Below are 16542 nucleotides of genomic sequence, written 5' to 3'. Positions count from 1 at the left end.
TTCCAATATAGAGTTTTTTTAGGCTCTGTTTTAAATGCATGTTGATGTATGCAATAGGTAAAGTGGCATATATCAACACTCTGCTAAAACATAGCCTTTTTTTAAAATAAAGAACTCAAAAGCATTAACGCTTTTGAGTTCTTTATTTTTTTAAATATTATATGATTAATCTTCACCTATTATTCTAACTTCTGGATATAAATCTACATCAAATTGTTTCTTTACTTCTTTTTGAACATATTCTATTAAATCTAGAATATCCTTAGCTGTAGCATTCCCTTTGTTTATTATAAAACCACAATGTTTGCCTGATACAGCAGCTCCACCTAAAGTAAAACCTTTTAATCCTGCATCTTGAATTAACTTACCAGCAAAATGACCTTCAGGTCTTTTAAATGTGCTACCTGCAGATGGGAATTCTAAAGGTTGCTTTTCTTCTCTTTTGTTTGTTAATTCAGATACTCGTCCTTCAATCTTGTCTTTTTCTCCAGATTCAAAGCAGAAAGTCGCACTTATTACTATATAATTTTTTTTCATTATTATTGATGTTCTATAGCCTAATTTTAATTCCTCTTTTGACAGAGTTATTATATTTCCCTCTTCATCCATAACTTCTGCTTCTTTAATTACAAAAGAAACCTCTCCATCGTAAGCACCTGCATTCATAAACACAGCTCCACCTACACTACCTGGGATTCCACATGCAAATTCAAATCCAGTTAATGATGCTTTCAAAGCTTCAGCTGATACATCTTTTAATAACGCACCACTTTCTGCTTTTATTATATTTCCATCTCTAACTATATTATTAAATTCAGATAACTTTATAACAACTCCTCTTATTCCAGAATCTTTAACTAAAACATTAGATCCATTTCCTAGAACATAAAAAGGTATCTTATTTTCTTTACATATCTTTATTGTTTCTACTATTTGTTCTTTAGTATTTGGAGTTAAAAGTATATCTACTGGTCCCCCAACTCTAAAATTTATATGCTCACTCATTTTTGCATTTTCTTGCATTTGTGTATCTCTGTATAAATTGCTAAATAAAACTCTATAGTTTTTATTTTGATTCATGATAAAACTCCTCAAATACTTATATTGATTTTTTAAGTAAATATTATTATTTCCGTATTATTATAGCATAAATTATGAATTATGTTCATGTTTTTTAAAATAAGATATAATACTATCTGCAGCCTTATTATCTATTGATTCTGTAGATAATAATTCTTCTAATTTAGCATTTTTTATATTCTCAACACTTCCAAATTTCATAAGTAACGCTCTTCTTCTTTTTGCACCAATATTAGGTATATCTTCTAATATTGAATGTAGTGTTCTCTTATCTCTCAAACTTCTATGATATGTTATTGCGAATCTATGAACTTCATCTTGTACTCTTCTTATAAATTGCATAAGATTTGAGCTTCTATTTATAATAATCTCTTCGTTATTATAAATAATCCCTCTAGTTGAATGGTGATCATCTTTAACTAATCCGCATACAGGTATCTTTATATCCAACTTATTTAATACCTCTTTAGCTACATTAACTTGACCTTTTCCACCATCCATCATAATTAGATCTGGAAAATTAGAGAACTTTCCATTTGAAAACTTAAGATTTCTCTCTTGTATTTCTTTTACTTCTTTTAATCCATGAGTAAATCTTCTTTCTAAAATTTCTCTCATGCTATCATATTCATTACCATTTTTAACATATTTTATACTAAACCTTCTATAATCACTATTCTTGGCTTTTCCATTTTCAAAGACTATCATAGAACCAACTGAATCTACGCCTTGTATATTAGATATATCAAAAGACTCTATTCTATTTGGTATATCATCTAAATTCAAAAGTTCCTTCAGTTCTTCTAAACACCCTCTATTTATTTCCTTGTCCATTAATAACTTTTCTTTAAATTGTTCTAAAGTAAGCTTTGCATTATTTTTTACTAATTCTAACATTTCTTTTTTACTTCCCTTTTTAGGCACTTTAACATTAACTTTAGAACCTCTTTTTATTTTTAAAAATTCTTCTAAAATTTCAGTATCTTGTTCTTTAGGGATATAAATATGTTTAGGTACTTTAGGCGTTCCCCCATAAAAAGAAATCATAAACTGAGATAGAATACTACTTTCCTCTTGATATGTACTATTTTCCAATATAAAATGTTCTCTGCCAGTAACTTTTCCACCTCTAAGAAAGAATACTTGAACACAACAATCTTTTTCATCTTTATACAAATTAATAAAATCTTCGTCTCCTTCTTGAGATTTAAAGATCTTTTGTTTTTCTACTATATTATCTATAGCTATTATTTTATCCCTCAATGAAGCTGCCTTTTCAAATTCCAAATTTTGTGAAGCATTCTCCATATCTTTTTGAAGTTTATTCACTAAATCTTTATTCTTTCCACTTAAAAGTTCCATTACTTCACTTATCATATTTCTATATTCTTCTTTAGATATGTATCCTGCACAAGGTGCATTGCATTTTTTTATATGATAATTTAAACATGGTCTAGTTGGATTACCACCTTCTGTTATAGCTTTCTTACATGTTCTTATTGGAAATATTTTTTTTATTAAGTTCATAGTTTCATAAACAGAAGCTATATTAGTGTATGGTCCAAAATATTTATTACCATCTTTTGCATATTTTCTAGTAATAAAAATTTTAGGAAATTCTTCGTTTATAGTAACTTTTATAAACGGGTAAAACTTATCATCCTTTAAAAGTATGTTATATCTTGGACTATATTTTTTTATTAGATTACATTCTAATATTAATGCTTCCATTTCTGAGTCAGTGATTATATATTCAAATTCTGCAATATTCTTTACCATAGCTTTTACTTTTTCAGAATGATTTTTTGAATTTTGAAAGTATTGTCTTACTCTATTTTTAAGTATTTTTGCTTTTCCAACATAAATAACTTCACCAAGAGAATTCTTCATTAAATATACCCCAGGCTTATCTGGTAAAATTTTAAGTTGATTTTTAAAGTCAAATATTATCATCACCTCCGCAAATTATATTTTTCTGTATTCTAATAATGTTGATATTATAATATACTATCGATATTACAATATCAACATTTAGTTAACGCTATGTCTAGATAGTGTTACATTATACACACCATCTAGACATAGCGTTAGTTAAATATATTTAATTTTAGCTTTGTTTTAAATATGTGTTAATTATGTAATAGATAAAATTGGACTATACTTATTCATATATAAACATAAATTTAAAACAGAACTTATTCTTTTATTTTTGATTTGATAATGCAGATTGTATAACTTCACCTGCAACTTGGGCTGCGACTCCTGATCCATATCCACCATTTTCAACAATAACAGCTATTGCAACTTTAGGATTATTCTCTGGTGCAAAACCTATGAACCATGAATGAGGTTTAGCATCTTGGCCATTTGGTAATTGATAATCTGCTGTTCCTGTTTTACCACAAGTTTCTGTACCTCTAAATATACTCCAACTACTATTTAATTTAGAATCAACTAAATTTTTCATATAATCTGTTATTATAGCAGCTTCATTTGCATCCATAACTTGTTTTAATTTTTCAGGATTTACTGTTTTTACTGTATTTCCATCCTTATCAATAACTTTATTAACTAATTTAGGTTTCATCATAGCTCCATCATTAGCTATTGTGCTAGATACTAAAGCCATTTGCATAGGCGTAGATAATATACTACTTTGACCTATTCCTGTTTGTGCTATACTTCCAACTTCATAACTTTTTAGTGTTGGAAATTGACTTTTTTGTATTGTAAATCCATCAGCTTCTATAGAATTATTAAATCCAAATTTTTCTGCTGTAGATTTCAATTTATCATTGCCTAATTCCATTGCTAAACCACCAAAGACAACGTTACTTGACACTCTAAATGCATTTTTTAAATCCAAGCTTCCATAAGCTGCTCCACCTGCATTGCTTAATGAATGACTATCATTGAATACAAGCTTACCATCATCTTGGAATTGTCTATTAGTTATTCCTGCTATATTTTCTAAAGCACTTGTAAGAGTCACTGTTTTAAATGTTGAGCCTGGTGGATATAATCCCCCAGTCGCTCTATTTATAAGTGGACTATCATCCGCACTTCCTTCATTAGCTGCTTTCATTGCTGCCTCTAAATTATTGGGATCATATGTTGGCTTTGATACCATTGCAAGAACTTCCCCTGTTTTAGGGTCTAATGCAACTACTGCACCTTTATTCTTTCCAAGAGCATCATAAGCTACCTTTTGAATATTGGTATTTAAAGTAGTTATTATACTATTACCTATTTTATTTTCTTCTTTTTTTCTCTGCTTAAAAGCATCCTTTAAATTATCCATTGAAAAATCTTTAGTTAAGTTTAAAAATGTATTACCAATAGAGCTATACTCTGATAATTCTTTATCATATGCTGCTTCTAGGCCTGTAGCTCTATATATTGGATCTACGTATCCTAAAGCATGAGTATATAAATCACCATATATATATTCTCTTTTCTGAGTAAGAGCATTATTCTTTTCACTTTTAGTTAAAGCATTGTCATTTCTATCATATATAGTTCCTCTAAGTACTTCATTTCTTCTTGCACTTAATCTTTTATTTCCTTGTTGCTCTGCTATTTTCGGAGCATTAAAAACTTGAAAATATGCTATATAAGAAATAAGAGCTACGAAACAAAATAGAAAAACTATCATCACTTTTTTTACACTATCTGAAATATCCTTCATAGTTAGTCCTCCTCTGATATTTTTTGCAGTATTGAAAGCGCAAAAAACATGGTTATAACTGAGGAACCACCATAACTAACAAGGGGTAAGGTTATACCTGTTAATGGTATTACCGCGAAAACCCCACCTATGATAACTAATACTTGACAAGCTATCATGGCACTAAAACCAACTGCAGTTAATTGAGAAAATCTATCTTTTATAAAAACAGCACTTCTCATTCCTCTATAGAACATTAAGAAATATATAATCATAACTCCAAGACCTATTATTATTCCAAGTTCTTCACAAATTACTGCAAATATAAAATCCGAAGTATTAACTGGAACAAATCCTGGATATCCTTGACCAAGACCACTGCCAAATAATCCTCCTGATGCTATAGCATACATTCCTTCAACTATCTGATATCCTTGACCAGTTGTATCACTCCAAGGATCTCTCCAAATTTCTACTCTTTGTCTCACATGACCAAATAACTTATAAGCAATAAAAGCACCTACTAAAAATAGAATTAAACTTATTATTACATATTTCTTTTTTCCTGTTCCAACATAAAGCATTGTAATTGCTATTCCAAAGAATATTAAAGCTGATCCTAAATCTTTTTGAAGAACCATACACCCTAATGAAAACATAACTACCAAAGCCGGTTCCCAAAGTTGTTTAAAATCCTCTTTTATATTATTTTTATCTTCATAGTTTTGAAGTGCTGCAGCAAGATACAGTACAAATGCTACCTTTCCAAATTCCGACGGTTGAAAGCCCATTCCTCCAATAAATACCCAGTTAGTAGCTCCATATATTTTCGAACCAAACATTAATGCTAATGGCATTAACATTAATGTTATAATTAAGAATACATTTTTATATTTTACAAACTCCCGTATATCAGGTATTGAAAGTACTATAAACATATATATTACAATCCCTGCTATAACCCATATTAATTGTTTTATAGCCACTGTAACATCTAATCTATATAATACAGCTATACCTATAACTGATAATATACATGAAAATATAAATAAAAATTTATCTCCATTAGGATAAAACTTATTCATTAAAATCTTAGCTACTGTTATTAACACACATATTATTGCACCCATATATATGGCACCCTTATCTATAGGATCTTTTAAAATTGCTAAATTCACAAAAAGAGCCATGCACAATATATAAGTTAATATCATTAACTTAGTATCACCTTTTCGTCTCACTATCTCACCTCATCCGCTAAATCTCTAGCTTAGAACTTTAAATGTAGAAGTACCTATTCTTATTTCATCTTTGTTAGATAACTTTTGTTTACCTTTTATTTTATTTCCGTTAACATAAGTTCCATTTGTACTATTTAAATCTTCAATAAACAATCCAGTATTTCTTACAAATACTCTCGCATGATTACCTGAAACGTGCTGATCCGAAAGAGAAATAGAATTTTCTTCTTTTCTTCCAACAGTTAAATCGTTTCTTATTGGAATTACCGAACCTTCTTTTAAATCAGTAGACTCGCCCGGTTTTAATACCTCTAAACCAAAATTACCTCTAGAATTAGTCGGTCTTCTTCTTCTTCCTCCACCTTTTATATCTTTATACATTATTTTTAATGCATAATAAATTATAAAATATAAAACCACAATGAAAATTGCTGCAAATATTCCTGCGGATATTTTTGAAAAATCCATAACTTCACCTCAATACATATTTACTACATCATAATAATGATTATACAACAAAAAGAGTAATTATGACATTATAAACATATCATTTTGTTTTTATCAGTAAAACGTACTATTTTATAATATTCCTATGTTTTCTATAATTATCAATTTATTTTCACATTATATTTAATATCATATTTATATTGTAAAATTTATCGTATACAAATGTCTATATTATAAAAGCTCGTAGATGATATCTTAATAAAAAATTAATAACTTAAAACCAAATTACAATAATTTCTTTAAATACTTACCAGTATATGATTTATCACATTTACTTATTTGTTCTGGAGTTCCTGTTTTTACAATAGTTCCTCCTTTATCTCCACCCTCTGGACCTAAATCTATTAGATAATCAGCACATTTTATCATATCTATATTATGTTCAATAACAACAACTGTATTACCCGCATCAACTAATCTTTGTAATATTTCTATAAGTCTGTTAACATCATCTATATGTAAACCAGTTGTTGGTTCATCTAGAATATATAATGTTTTTCCTGTGCTTCTTTTTGAAAGTTCTGATGCAAGTTTAATTCTTTGCGCTTCTCCACCTGATAATTGAGTGGATGGTTGACCTAATCTAATATATCCTAATCCAACATCATTTAATGTTTTTAATTTATTTTTTATTCTTGGTATATTTTCAAAGAACTCTAATGCTTCTTCTACAGTCATATTTAAAACGTCATCTATATTTTTACCTTTGTATTTTACCTCTAAAGTTTCTCTATTATATCTTTTTCCTTTACATACTTCACAAGGTACATAAACATCTGATAAAAATTGCATTTCAATTTTTATTATTCCATCACCAGAACAAGCTTCACATCTTCCACCTTTAACATTAAAACTAAATCTTCCTTGCTTATAACCTCTCATTTTAGCTTCATTAGTTTGAGAAAATAATTCTCTTATTACATCAAAAGTTCCTGTATAAGTTGCAGGATTTGATCTTGGAGTTCTCCCTATTGGGCTTTGATCTATATCTATGATTTTATCTATATTTTCATAACCTAATATCTCTTTGTGGTTTCCTATTGGATTTTTGCTTTTATTTATTAATCTGTTTAATCCTTTATATAAGATTTCATTAACAAATGTACTTTTTCCTGACCCTGAAACTCCAGTTACTATTGTTAAAGTTTCTAAAGGAATTGATGCAGTTATATTCTTTAAATTATTTTCCTTTGCACCTATTACCTTTATTTCTTTTCCATTTCCTTTTCTTCTTTCCTTAGGAATTTCAACATACTTTTCACCTCTTAAATATTGACCTGTTATTGATTCTTTACATGATTTAATTTCATCTACAGTTCCTACTGCAACGACTTCTCCACCATGTTCTCCTGCTCTTGGTCCAATATCAACAATACAATCAGCTTCCATTATTGTATCTTCATCATGTTCAACTACAATAACTGTATTTCCTACATCTCTTAAATTTTTCAAGGTACTTATAAGTCTATCATTGTCTCTTTGATGCAAACCGATACTTGGTTCATCTAATATATATAAAACGCCCATAAGTGATGATCCAATTTGTGTTGCTAATCTTATTCTTTGAGATTCTCCGCCTGATAAAGTACCAGCTTTTCTTGATAAATTTAAATAATCTAATCCTACATCAAGTAAAAACTGAAGTCTATTTCTAATTTCTTTTACGACTTGTTCACTTATTATCTTATTTTTAGGTGAAAATTCTAAACTATTTAAAAATTCCAACTCTTCATTTATTGGCATTGTAGTAAATTCATATATATTTTTTTCACCTACCTTAACAGATAAGGCTTCTTTCTTCAACCTTGCTCCCTTACATTTAGGACAATAACTATCACTCATGTATTGTTCTATTTCATTCTTTATGTAATCTGAGTTAGTCTCTCTATATCTTCTTTTTAAAGAATTTATCTCTCCATCATAAGAATAATTATAAGTAGCTTTTACACCTTCTTTTACATAATCAACTTTGATTCTCTTTCCATCTGTACCATACAATAATAAATTCAATTCTTCTTTACTTAAATCTTTTATTGGTACATTAAGTCGTAAATCATATTCTCTTTCTAATGCCTTTAATATAGCAAATGTCCACGATTCTTCTTTTAGTCTACCTGCACCCCAACTTGCTACTGCGCCATCCATAATACTTAACTCTTTATTAGGTATAACTAAATCTTCATCAAATTCAAATAAAGTTCCTAAACCATCACAACAATCACATTTTCCAAAAGGTGAGTTAAAAGAAAATAGTCTTGGTGCTAATTCATCTATACTAATACTACAATCTGGACAAGCAAAATTTTCACTAAATAATATATCCTCTTTACCAACTACATTAGCTATAACTAAACCATCAGCAAGCTTTAATGCCATTTCTATAGAATCAGTAATTCTTTTTTCAATATCTTCCTTTATTACTATTCTATCTATAATAGCTTCAATATTATGTTTTTTATTTTTATCTAGTTTAACCTCTTCTTCAGTTAAATCATACATTTCTCCATCAATTCTAGCTCTTATAAAACCATTCTTTTTAATATTTTCTAATATCTTTTCATGAGTTCCTTTTCTTCCACGAACTATTGGAGCTAAAATTTGAATTTTAGTTTTATCCCCATAAGATATTATTTTATCCACTATTTGATCCACAGATTGTTTAGAAATTTCCTTACCACACTTAGGACAATGCGGAATGCCTACTCTTGCATATAGTAATCTTAAATAGTCATATATTTCTGTTATAGTTCCAACAGTAGATCTTGGATTTTTACTTGTAGTTTTTTGATCTATTGATATAGCTGGAGATAATCCTTCTATATATTCAACATCTGGCTTATCCATCTGTCCTAAAAATTGCCTAGCATAAGAAGATAGTGATTCAACATACCTTCTTTGCCCTTCTGCATATAATGTATCAAAAGCTAAAGAGGATTTCCCAGAGCCTGATAATCCTGTAAATACTATTAATTTATCTCTTGGTATCTCTAAACTCACATTTTTTAAATTATTAACTTTTGCACCTTTAATTATTATCTTATCATTCATCTTATCCCTCTTTTCTTTTTAATTCTTCTATCTTATCTCTTAACTGTGCTGCTCTTTCAAATTGAAGATTTTTAGCTGCAAGCTTCATTTCGTCTGTATATTCTTTTATAAGTTTCTTTATTTCTTTATTAGTTAAAGATTTTGTTTCTTCAACGCCATATTCTGTTGATTCTTCTGCTACTTTAGTAGCCTCTATTACATCTCTAACCTCTTTATTAATTGTTTGTGGTATTATTCCGTGCTCTTCATTATACTGTGTTTGTATTTTTCTTCTTCTTTCAGTTTCACTAATGGCCTTTTTCATTGATTTTGTAATATTGTCTGCATACATTATTACTTTACTTTCTGAGTTTCTAGCGGCTCTTCCTATTGTTTGAATTAAAGAAGTTTCAGATCTTAAAAATCCTTCTTTATCGGCATCTAAAATTGCAACTAGTGCAACTTCTGGTATATCTAATCCTTCTCTTAAAAGATTTATTCCAACTAAAACATCGTATTCACCAAGTCTTAAGTCTCTAATAATTTTCATTCTTTCAATAGTGTCAATATCTGAATGCATATAAGTGGCTTTTACACCTAGTTCAATCATATATTTAGTTAAATCTTCTGCCATTCTTTTAGTTAATGTTGTAATTAATATTCTATATCCTCTTGATATTGTTTCCTGAATTTCTGTATATAAATCATCAATTTGACCTTTTACTGGTTTTATAACAATTTCAGGATCTAACAATCCAGTTGGTCTTATAACTTGCTCCGCTATAGACTGTGAATGATCTAACTCATATTGTGCTGGTGTTGCACTAACAAACATGACTTGATTTATCTTTTTTTCAAATTCTTCAAACTTTAGTGGTCTATTATCATAAGCGCATGGTAATCTAAATCCATAATCAACTAACGTATTTTTTCTTGACCTATCTCCAGCATACATTGCTCTTACCTGAGGTAATGTAACATGACTTTCATCTATAAATAATAAAAAATCTTCTGGAAAATAATCTATTAATGTCTTTGGCGGTGTACCTGGTGCTCTTCCATCTAAAATTCTAGAATAATTTTCTATTCCGCTACAATAACCCATTTCTCTTATCATTTCTATATCAAAGTTTGTTCTTTGTCTTAATCTTTGAGCTTCTAATAACTTTTCTTGTGAATTCAATTCTCTAAGTCTATTTTCTAATTCATTCTCTATTTCACCTAATGATCTCTCTACAGTTTCTTTTGAAGTTGCAAAGTGAGATGCTGGGAAAATCGAAACATGATTTCTTTCCCCTATTATTGTTCCCGTTAACACATCAAATTCTCTTATCCTATCAATTTCATCACCAAAAAATTCTATTCTTATACCTTTACTAGAAGTTGATGATGGAATGATATCCAATAAGTCTCCTCTTACTCTAAATGTTCCTCTTGAAAAATCTATATCATTTCTTTCATATTGAATCTCTATGAGTTTTTTTATTATCTCATCTCTCTCTTTTTGCATTCCTTTTCTTAAACTTATAGTTAATTTTTTATATTCATCAGGATTACCAAGTCCATATATACAAGAAACTGATGCCACTATAATTACATCTCTTCTTTCAAAAAGTGCTGATGTAGCTGAATGCCTAAGCTTATCTATCTCATCATTTATAGATGCATCTTTTTCAATGAAAGTATCAGTTTGTGGTACATATGCTTCTGGTTGATAGTAGTCATAATAAGATACAAAGTACTCAACTATGTTTTCTGGAAAAAACTCTTTAAATTCAGAACATAATTGAGCTGCAAGAGTCTTATTATGAGCCAAAATCAGAGTTGGTCTTTGTAAATTTTCTATTATATTAGCCATAGTAAATGTCTTACCAGATCCAGTTACTCCTAATAAAGTTTGAAACTCATTACCTTGCTTTATTGACTTTAATATAGTATCAATAGCTTGTGGCTGATCCCCCATAGGTTTAAATTTTGAATGTATTTTAAATTCTCCCATAATTAACACCTCTTTTTTGCGAACAAACATTCGTATGCATTTTATTATATTTTACTTTTCATTATAACCTAAGTCAACATAAACTCATTCAATAATTCATCAACAAAGTTAATTCTCTACTTCTAATACTTGATTTTTAATTCTAAATTAAAGTATTCTAAATTATTAGTTTTTTCAATTTTCAAAGATTTTATAAATTATTAGGCTATGTTTTAAATATGTGTTGATATATGCAATAGGTAAAGTGGTATATATCAACGCACTGCTAAAATACAGCCAATTATTAAAGAAAAAAGCCAGTAAATTCAATAAGAATTACTGACTTTATATTATATACTTTCTACTTTAAGCCAATGTTGATATTTTAATATAATTGCGATCTGACATTGGAATTACACTAAAATATCAACTGTTTTTCAACTTATAAAATAAAACTACTAGTGTTTTTCTTTTACATTTTTTAATATCTTAGAAAACTTATTTTCTTTTATACATATTTTATCTTTCTCTTTTATTGTTCTTGGAACTAAGAGCATACCAAGTCTCTTACCTTTACTAGTTTTAACTGGTATTTCTTTTATTATTCCACTTAAGTCTTTAATTTTAAAAGTAACATTGTAAAAATTTTCTTTTAAAATAATAAGTACATCTGCTTCAGAATTTACAACACTATTATTCACTGAGATTAACTTATTTCCTGGCTTTATTCCTAAATTATATGCTATACCTCTAGGAACAACCTCCAATACAACTAGTCCTTCTTCATCGCTAATGAATTTAGGCTTTTGTTTATTTTCGTTATCTCTTTGGATTTTTAACATCACTTCATGTGCAAGTGGAGCAAATATTATTGCTACTATTTCAAAACCAAGTCCAAATCTTGCAATTTGAGCTATTAAAGTTAAACATATTCCATAAAATAATATAGAAAGTCCTGAGTGAACAGCTTTTTCTTTTTTACTTTTTGTAAATGTAATTGATGAATAACCTATTACAGCATAAAATGGCATTATTGATATTGTGCTTAATGCTAATAATTTATTTGTTAAATTTCCACTTATAAATGGCCATCCTTTAGGTGTTGATATAGTTGTTGTTATGTAATTGCTTGTATCATTATTAGACAACGCTAATATTAATATTGCTATAGATAAAACCCAATATCTATTAAGAGAAAATCCACCTATTATCTTTCCATTTTTGTTACTAAAAATAGGAATAGAACCTCTATCTCCATCTATCATTACTAAAAAACCTTCAACAATATGTAATACACCTATAAATGTCATAAGATATATTATATCAATATTGAAAATTGTAGTACTCTTTAATGACGGAAATACATTTGATAATAGACTAATTGCTATACTTATAATTCCTAATATAGCTCCAGAATAAGAAAAACATATAAATCTTGGTTTTACAAACATTAAAATTATTGAAATCATAAATAAATATATTATACCTGAGTTTTCCCAAAATCTTATTCCTAATATGCTAAGTATAACACTGCCTATTGCACCTGCTATTATTCCTAATACAATTTGTGATAAAGTTAGTTCTAGAGGAGTGTTTATATTGTCCCCTAGAATTAATCTTTGCATCATAACCAAATTTCTATTTTTAAAATATAATATTATCCCTAAAAAGATTAGTACAATCATTAATCCTGGATTTACTATTGCACCAGCGACCCCTCTTAATGTATAAAATGTTAATTCCATATTAATCCCCCTAATTAAGCTTCTCAGTTATAAGCTGTAAAGCTTTATTAAATTGTGGATCTATATCTCTAGAATATTTTTCTTTAAATAAATCTTTAGGTATCTCCACATCATAATCAGGCGCTATGCCTTTTTTATGAATATTTTCTCCATTAGGGGTATAATATTTTGAAACTGTTACTTTAAGTCCACCTATATCATTTGAAAATCTAATAGGTTGTTGAACTATTCCTTTTCCAAATGTAGTTGTTCCAACAATTGTTGCTACTTTATAATCTCTTAACGCTCCTGTAACAACCTCTGAAGCACTAGCACTTCCTCCATCAACAAGTAATACTAATGGAAATCCTTCTGCTATTCCTCCAATAGATGGTGATTCAGCTTTATTATTATATTTATCAATAGTATATGTTATTATTTTTCCCTCTGGTATAAATTGAGATGCTACTCCAACAGCTTGTGAAAGCAATCCACCTGGATTTCCTCTTAAGTCCAATATTAAACCTTTCATCCCAGAATTCTTTAATTCATTTATCTTGTTTTTAAAATCGTCAGTAATATTTTCATCCATGAAAGATGTTAATTGTATATAACCAATAGATGAATCAATCATTTCTCCTTTTATTGATTCAACTTTTATAACATCCCTTGTTACATTTACATCAAATGGACTATTTTGACCTCTAGCAATAGTTAATTTTACTTCTGCTTTTTCTTTTCCACTAATCATAGATATTGCTTTATCAAGATCTGTTCCATCTAATTCAACATCATTTACTTTTTGTATTACATCACCAGATTGTAATCCTGCTGAAGCTGCTGGTGAGCCTTCAATAGGAGATATTATTGTTATTTGATCATTCTTTACCCCAACTTGAACTCCTATTCCCATAAAACTACCAGTAGTTTGTTCCATAAACTTACTAAACTCTTCTTTATTCATAAATACTGTATATGGATCTTCTAACGATGCTGTCATACCTTTAATAGCACCCTCTAGCAATGTATTATCATCTATATCACCATCAAATTTTGATATTAAAGCTTCCCTTACTTGAAATAGCGCTGAATATTTATCTACATCTTTCATTTGTTTTAATTCACTTGAAACCTTTTGTGAAGCTGTAGTTAATAATATACCTTTAGTTGCTAAATAATTTCCTACAAATATGCATCCAGTTCCAATCACTAGTAACATAGCAGTACTTATGATTATTCGCCACGCCTTACTTATTCTAGACTTTTCTTCGTCTCTTCTTAAATCACTCACAGTTCTAGACTTCCTTTCGTATTCTGTGTTATAAAAATATTTCTAATATTTATATGTATTTTGTTTTTTTATTCTTAAAGGTTGTTAAATTTTAATTTTAACTACTATCTAAAACTTAGAAATCGTTATCCAACAATGTACAACCACAATATATTAAATCAATACCTATTTAATTATTTATATAGTTATTTGGGCTTATAGATATAATATAAAACATTTAAAAAAAATAATAAACCATTACTCTTTAATTATTTTACTTATTTATATTATTAGAATAAACAAAGTATTAATACTCTATTTATTCTAATAATTAAAAATATTTAAAGAATATTTGGTCCATTATTTTTATTTATAAGTTAATTTTATTCTTATTTATAAGAAATTATACTATTAAGAATTTTCTTAAAGCTGATGCACTAGCTATTCCACCAACTAAAATTCCACCAATTACAAATTCCAATAACATTACTTTTAAAACATATATAGGAGGAACAAGAGCGACAAACATCATCATTGATGCTATCCAACTAAACACTCCCTTATAAGCAAAGAATAACACTATACATGATAATGTAGAACCTAAAACTCCAATTACCATACCTTCTATTATAAAAGGCCATCTTATAAACCAATCAGTGGCTCCTACAAATTTCATTATTCCAACTTCTCTTCTTCTTGAATAAACTGTTAATTTAGTTGTATTCATTATTAAGAAAATAGATACTCCAACTAGAACTATAAATAATGCTCCACCAACTACATTTATACCTTTTACCAATTTTACAATTCCGTCAACAACCTTTTTTTGATTATCTATCTTTTCAATTCCTGTAAATCCATCTAAAGCTTGGCTTATATTTTCCGCATCTTCTGGTGATTCTAATTTTACGGTAAATGATGCTGGAAATGGATTATGTTCTAAAGTATATCCTTGTAATAATCCTTCATTTTCACTTGTTGTTTTTTGAACTTTCTTATATGCTTCTTCTTTTGATTGATATATAACATCTTTTACGCCATCTACTTCTCTTAATTTTAATTCTATTTCTCTTTGATCAATAAGTTTTATATCATCTTTAAGAAATATTTCAAGATCAACTTTATCTTTAACGCTACTAATAGCTTGGTTTACATTACCTGCTAATAATATAAATATTCCTAAAACAAAGAAAGTTATAAGTACTGTAAGTATTGAGGCAAAACTTATAGTTCTATTTCTTTTTAAACTAGTAAATGCATCTTTTATAAAATATGTAATTGTATTAATTCTCATCTTCGTACTTACCTCTCTTTTCGTCTCTTACTATTTCTCCTCTATCAATTGCTATAACTCTCTTTTTCATATAATCAACTATATCCTTTGCATGTGTTGCCATTAAGACAGTTGTTCCTGATTTATTTATATCATCTAATAATTCCATTATTTCTCTAGCTGTTTCTGGATCTAAGTTACCTGTTGGTTCGTCAGCTATTAAAACAGATGGATTATTTACTAATGCTCTTGCAAGTGAAACTCTTTGTTGCTCTCCACCAGATAATTCATTAGGAAACATTTTATATTTATGAGATAAACCTACTAATGATAATACCATAGGTACTCTTCTTCTTATTTCTCTTGGTGATGCTTCTACTACTCTCATAGCAAATGCAACATTTTCATATACATTTAAATTAGGTATAAGTCTAAAATCTTGAAACACCATACCTATTTTTCTTCTATAATAAGGTATTTGCTTTCTAGTTATAGCTGATAAATCCTTATTTCCTATTGTTATTTTCCCATTAGTTGGTTCTACTTCTTTTAATATCATCTTAATAAATGTTGACTTTCCTGATCCACTTGGTCCTACCAAGAAAACGAATTCGCCTGAATTTATTTCTATATTTACATCACTTAACGCTTTTACATTATTATCATAAATTTTCGATATATTTTTAAACTCAATCATATTAACTCTCCTTTGGATGAAATTATACAATTTCTCTGTAAAACTTACAAAATAATTATATCATAGAAGAGTTTTTAA

The 16542-nt window shown here is 28.3% G+C and carries 11 protein-coding genes; all 11 read right to left on the bottom strand.

Translation table 11 applies throughout. The features are described 5' to 3' along the window. Nucleotides 1–165: 165 nt before the first annotated feature. A complete protein-coding gene (gene murB / locus NG901_RS00200) occupies nucleotides 166–1080 on the bottom strand; it encodes a UDP-N-acetylmuramate dehydrogenase (protein ID WP_252211634.1) in 915 nt (304 codons plus the stop codon). Nucleotides 1081–1152: 72 nt separating this feature from the next. Continuing rightward, the gene (uvrC, locus tag NG901_RS00195; RefSeq protein ID WP_252212088.1) at nucleotides 1153–3027 is read right to left on the bottom strand and encodes an excinuclease ABC subunit UvrC; all 1875 of its coding nucleotides are present in this window, start codon (nucleotides 3025–3027) and stop codon (nucleotides 1153–1155) included. Nucleotides 3028–3283: 256 nt separating this feature from the next. Beyond that, the gene (locus NG901_RS00190) at nucleotides 3284–4768 is read right to left on the bottom strand and encodes a peptidoglycan D,D-transpeptidase FtsI family protein (RefSeq protein WP_252211633.1); all 1485 of its coding nucleotides are present in this window, start codon (nucleotides 4766–4768) and stop codon (nucleotides 3284–3286) included. A gap of 2 nt (nucleotides 4769–4770) precedes the next feature. Next, the gene (locus NG901_RS00185; protein WP_252212086.1) at nucleotides 4771–5961 is read right to left on the bottom strand and encodes an FtsW/RodA/SpoVE family cell cycle protein; all 1191 of its coding nucleotides are present in this window, start codon (nucleotides 5959–5961) and stop codon (nucleotides 4771–4773) included. A gap of 51 nt (nucleotides 5962–6012) precedes the next feature. Further along, the gene (locus NG901_RS00180) at nucleotides 6013–6456 is read right to left on the bottom strand and encodes an FHA domain-containing protein (protein ID WP_252211632.1); all 444 of its coding nucleotides are present in this window, start codon (nucleotides 6454–6456) and stop codon (nucleotides 6013–6015) included. Nucleotides 6457–6720: 264 nt separating this feature from the next. Beyond that, entirely contained in the window at nucleotides 6721–9543 is a 2823-nt protein-coding gene (uvrA, locus tag NG901_RS00175; RefSeq protein ID WP_252211631.1) for an excinuclease ABC subunit UvrA, read from the bottom strand. A gap of 1 nt (nucleotide 9544) precedes the next feature. Next, nucleotides 9545–11521 (bottom strand): excinuclease ABC subunit UvrB, encoded by a 1977-nt coding sequence (uvrB, locus tag NG901_RS00170; protein WP_252211630.1) that lies wholly within the window; start codon nucleotides 11519–11521, stop codon nucleotides 9545–9547. 437 nt (nucleotides 11522–11958) lie between these two features. Continuing rightward, entirely contained in the window at nucleotides 11959–13245 is a 1287-nt protein-coding gene (locus tag NG901_RS00165) for a PDZ domain-containing protein (RefSeq protein ID WP_252211629.1), read from the bottom strand. Nucleotides 13246–13255: 10 nt separating this feature from the next. Continuing rightward, complete coding sequence (locus tag NG901_RS00160; RefSeq protein WP_252211628.1) at nucleotides 13256–14515, bottom strand: S41 family peptidase; 1260 nt, start codon at nucleotides 14513–14515, stop codon at nucleotides 13256–13258. 382 nt (nucleotides 14516–14897) lie between these two features. Next, nucleotides 14898–15788 (bottom strand): permease-like cell division protein FtsX, encoded by an 891-nt coding sequence (gene ftsX, locus NG901_RS00155; RefSeq protein ID WP_252211627.1) that lies wholly within the window; start codon nucleotides 15786–15788, stop codon nucleotides 14898–14900. Further along, the gene (gene ftsE, locus NG901_RS00150) at nucleotides 15778–16464 is read right to left on the bottom strand and encodes a cell division ATP-binding protein FtsE (protein ID WP_252211626.1); all 687 of its coding nucleotides are present in this window, start codon (nucleotides 16462–16464) and stop codon (nucleotides 15778–15780) included. Before ftsE ends, ftsX begins: the two co-directional genes overlap by 11 nt. Between the last annotated feature and the right edge of the window lie 78 nt (nucleotides 16465–16542).

This window comes from Clostridium sp. CMCC3677 (genome assembly GCF_023845585.1).
Lineage (GTDB): Bacteria > Bacillota > Clostridia > Clostridiales > Clostridiaceae > Clostridium > Clostridium aquiflavi.
Note: the sequence above shows the minus strand (reverse complement) of the source record. Positions and strands in the feature narration are given on the sequence as shown.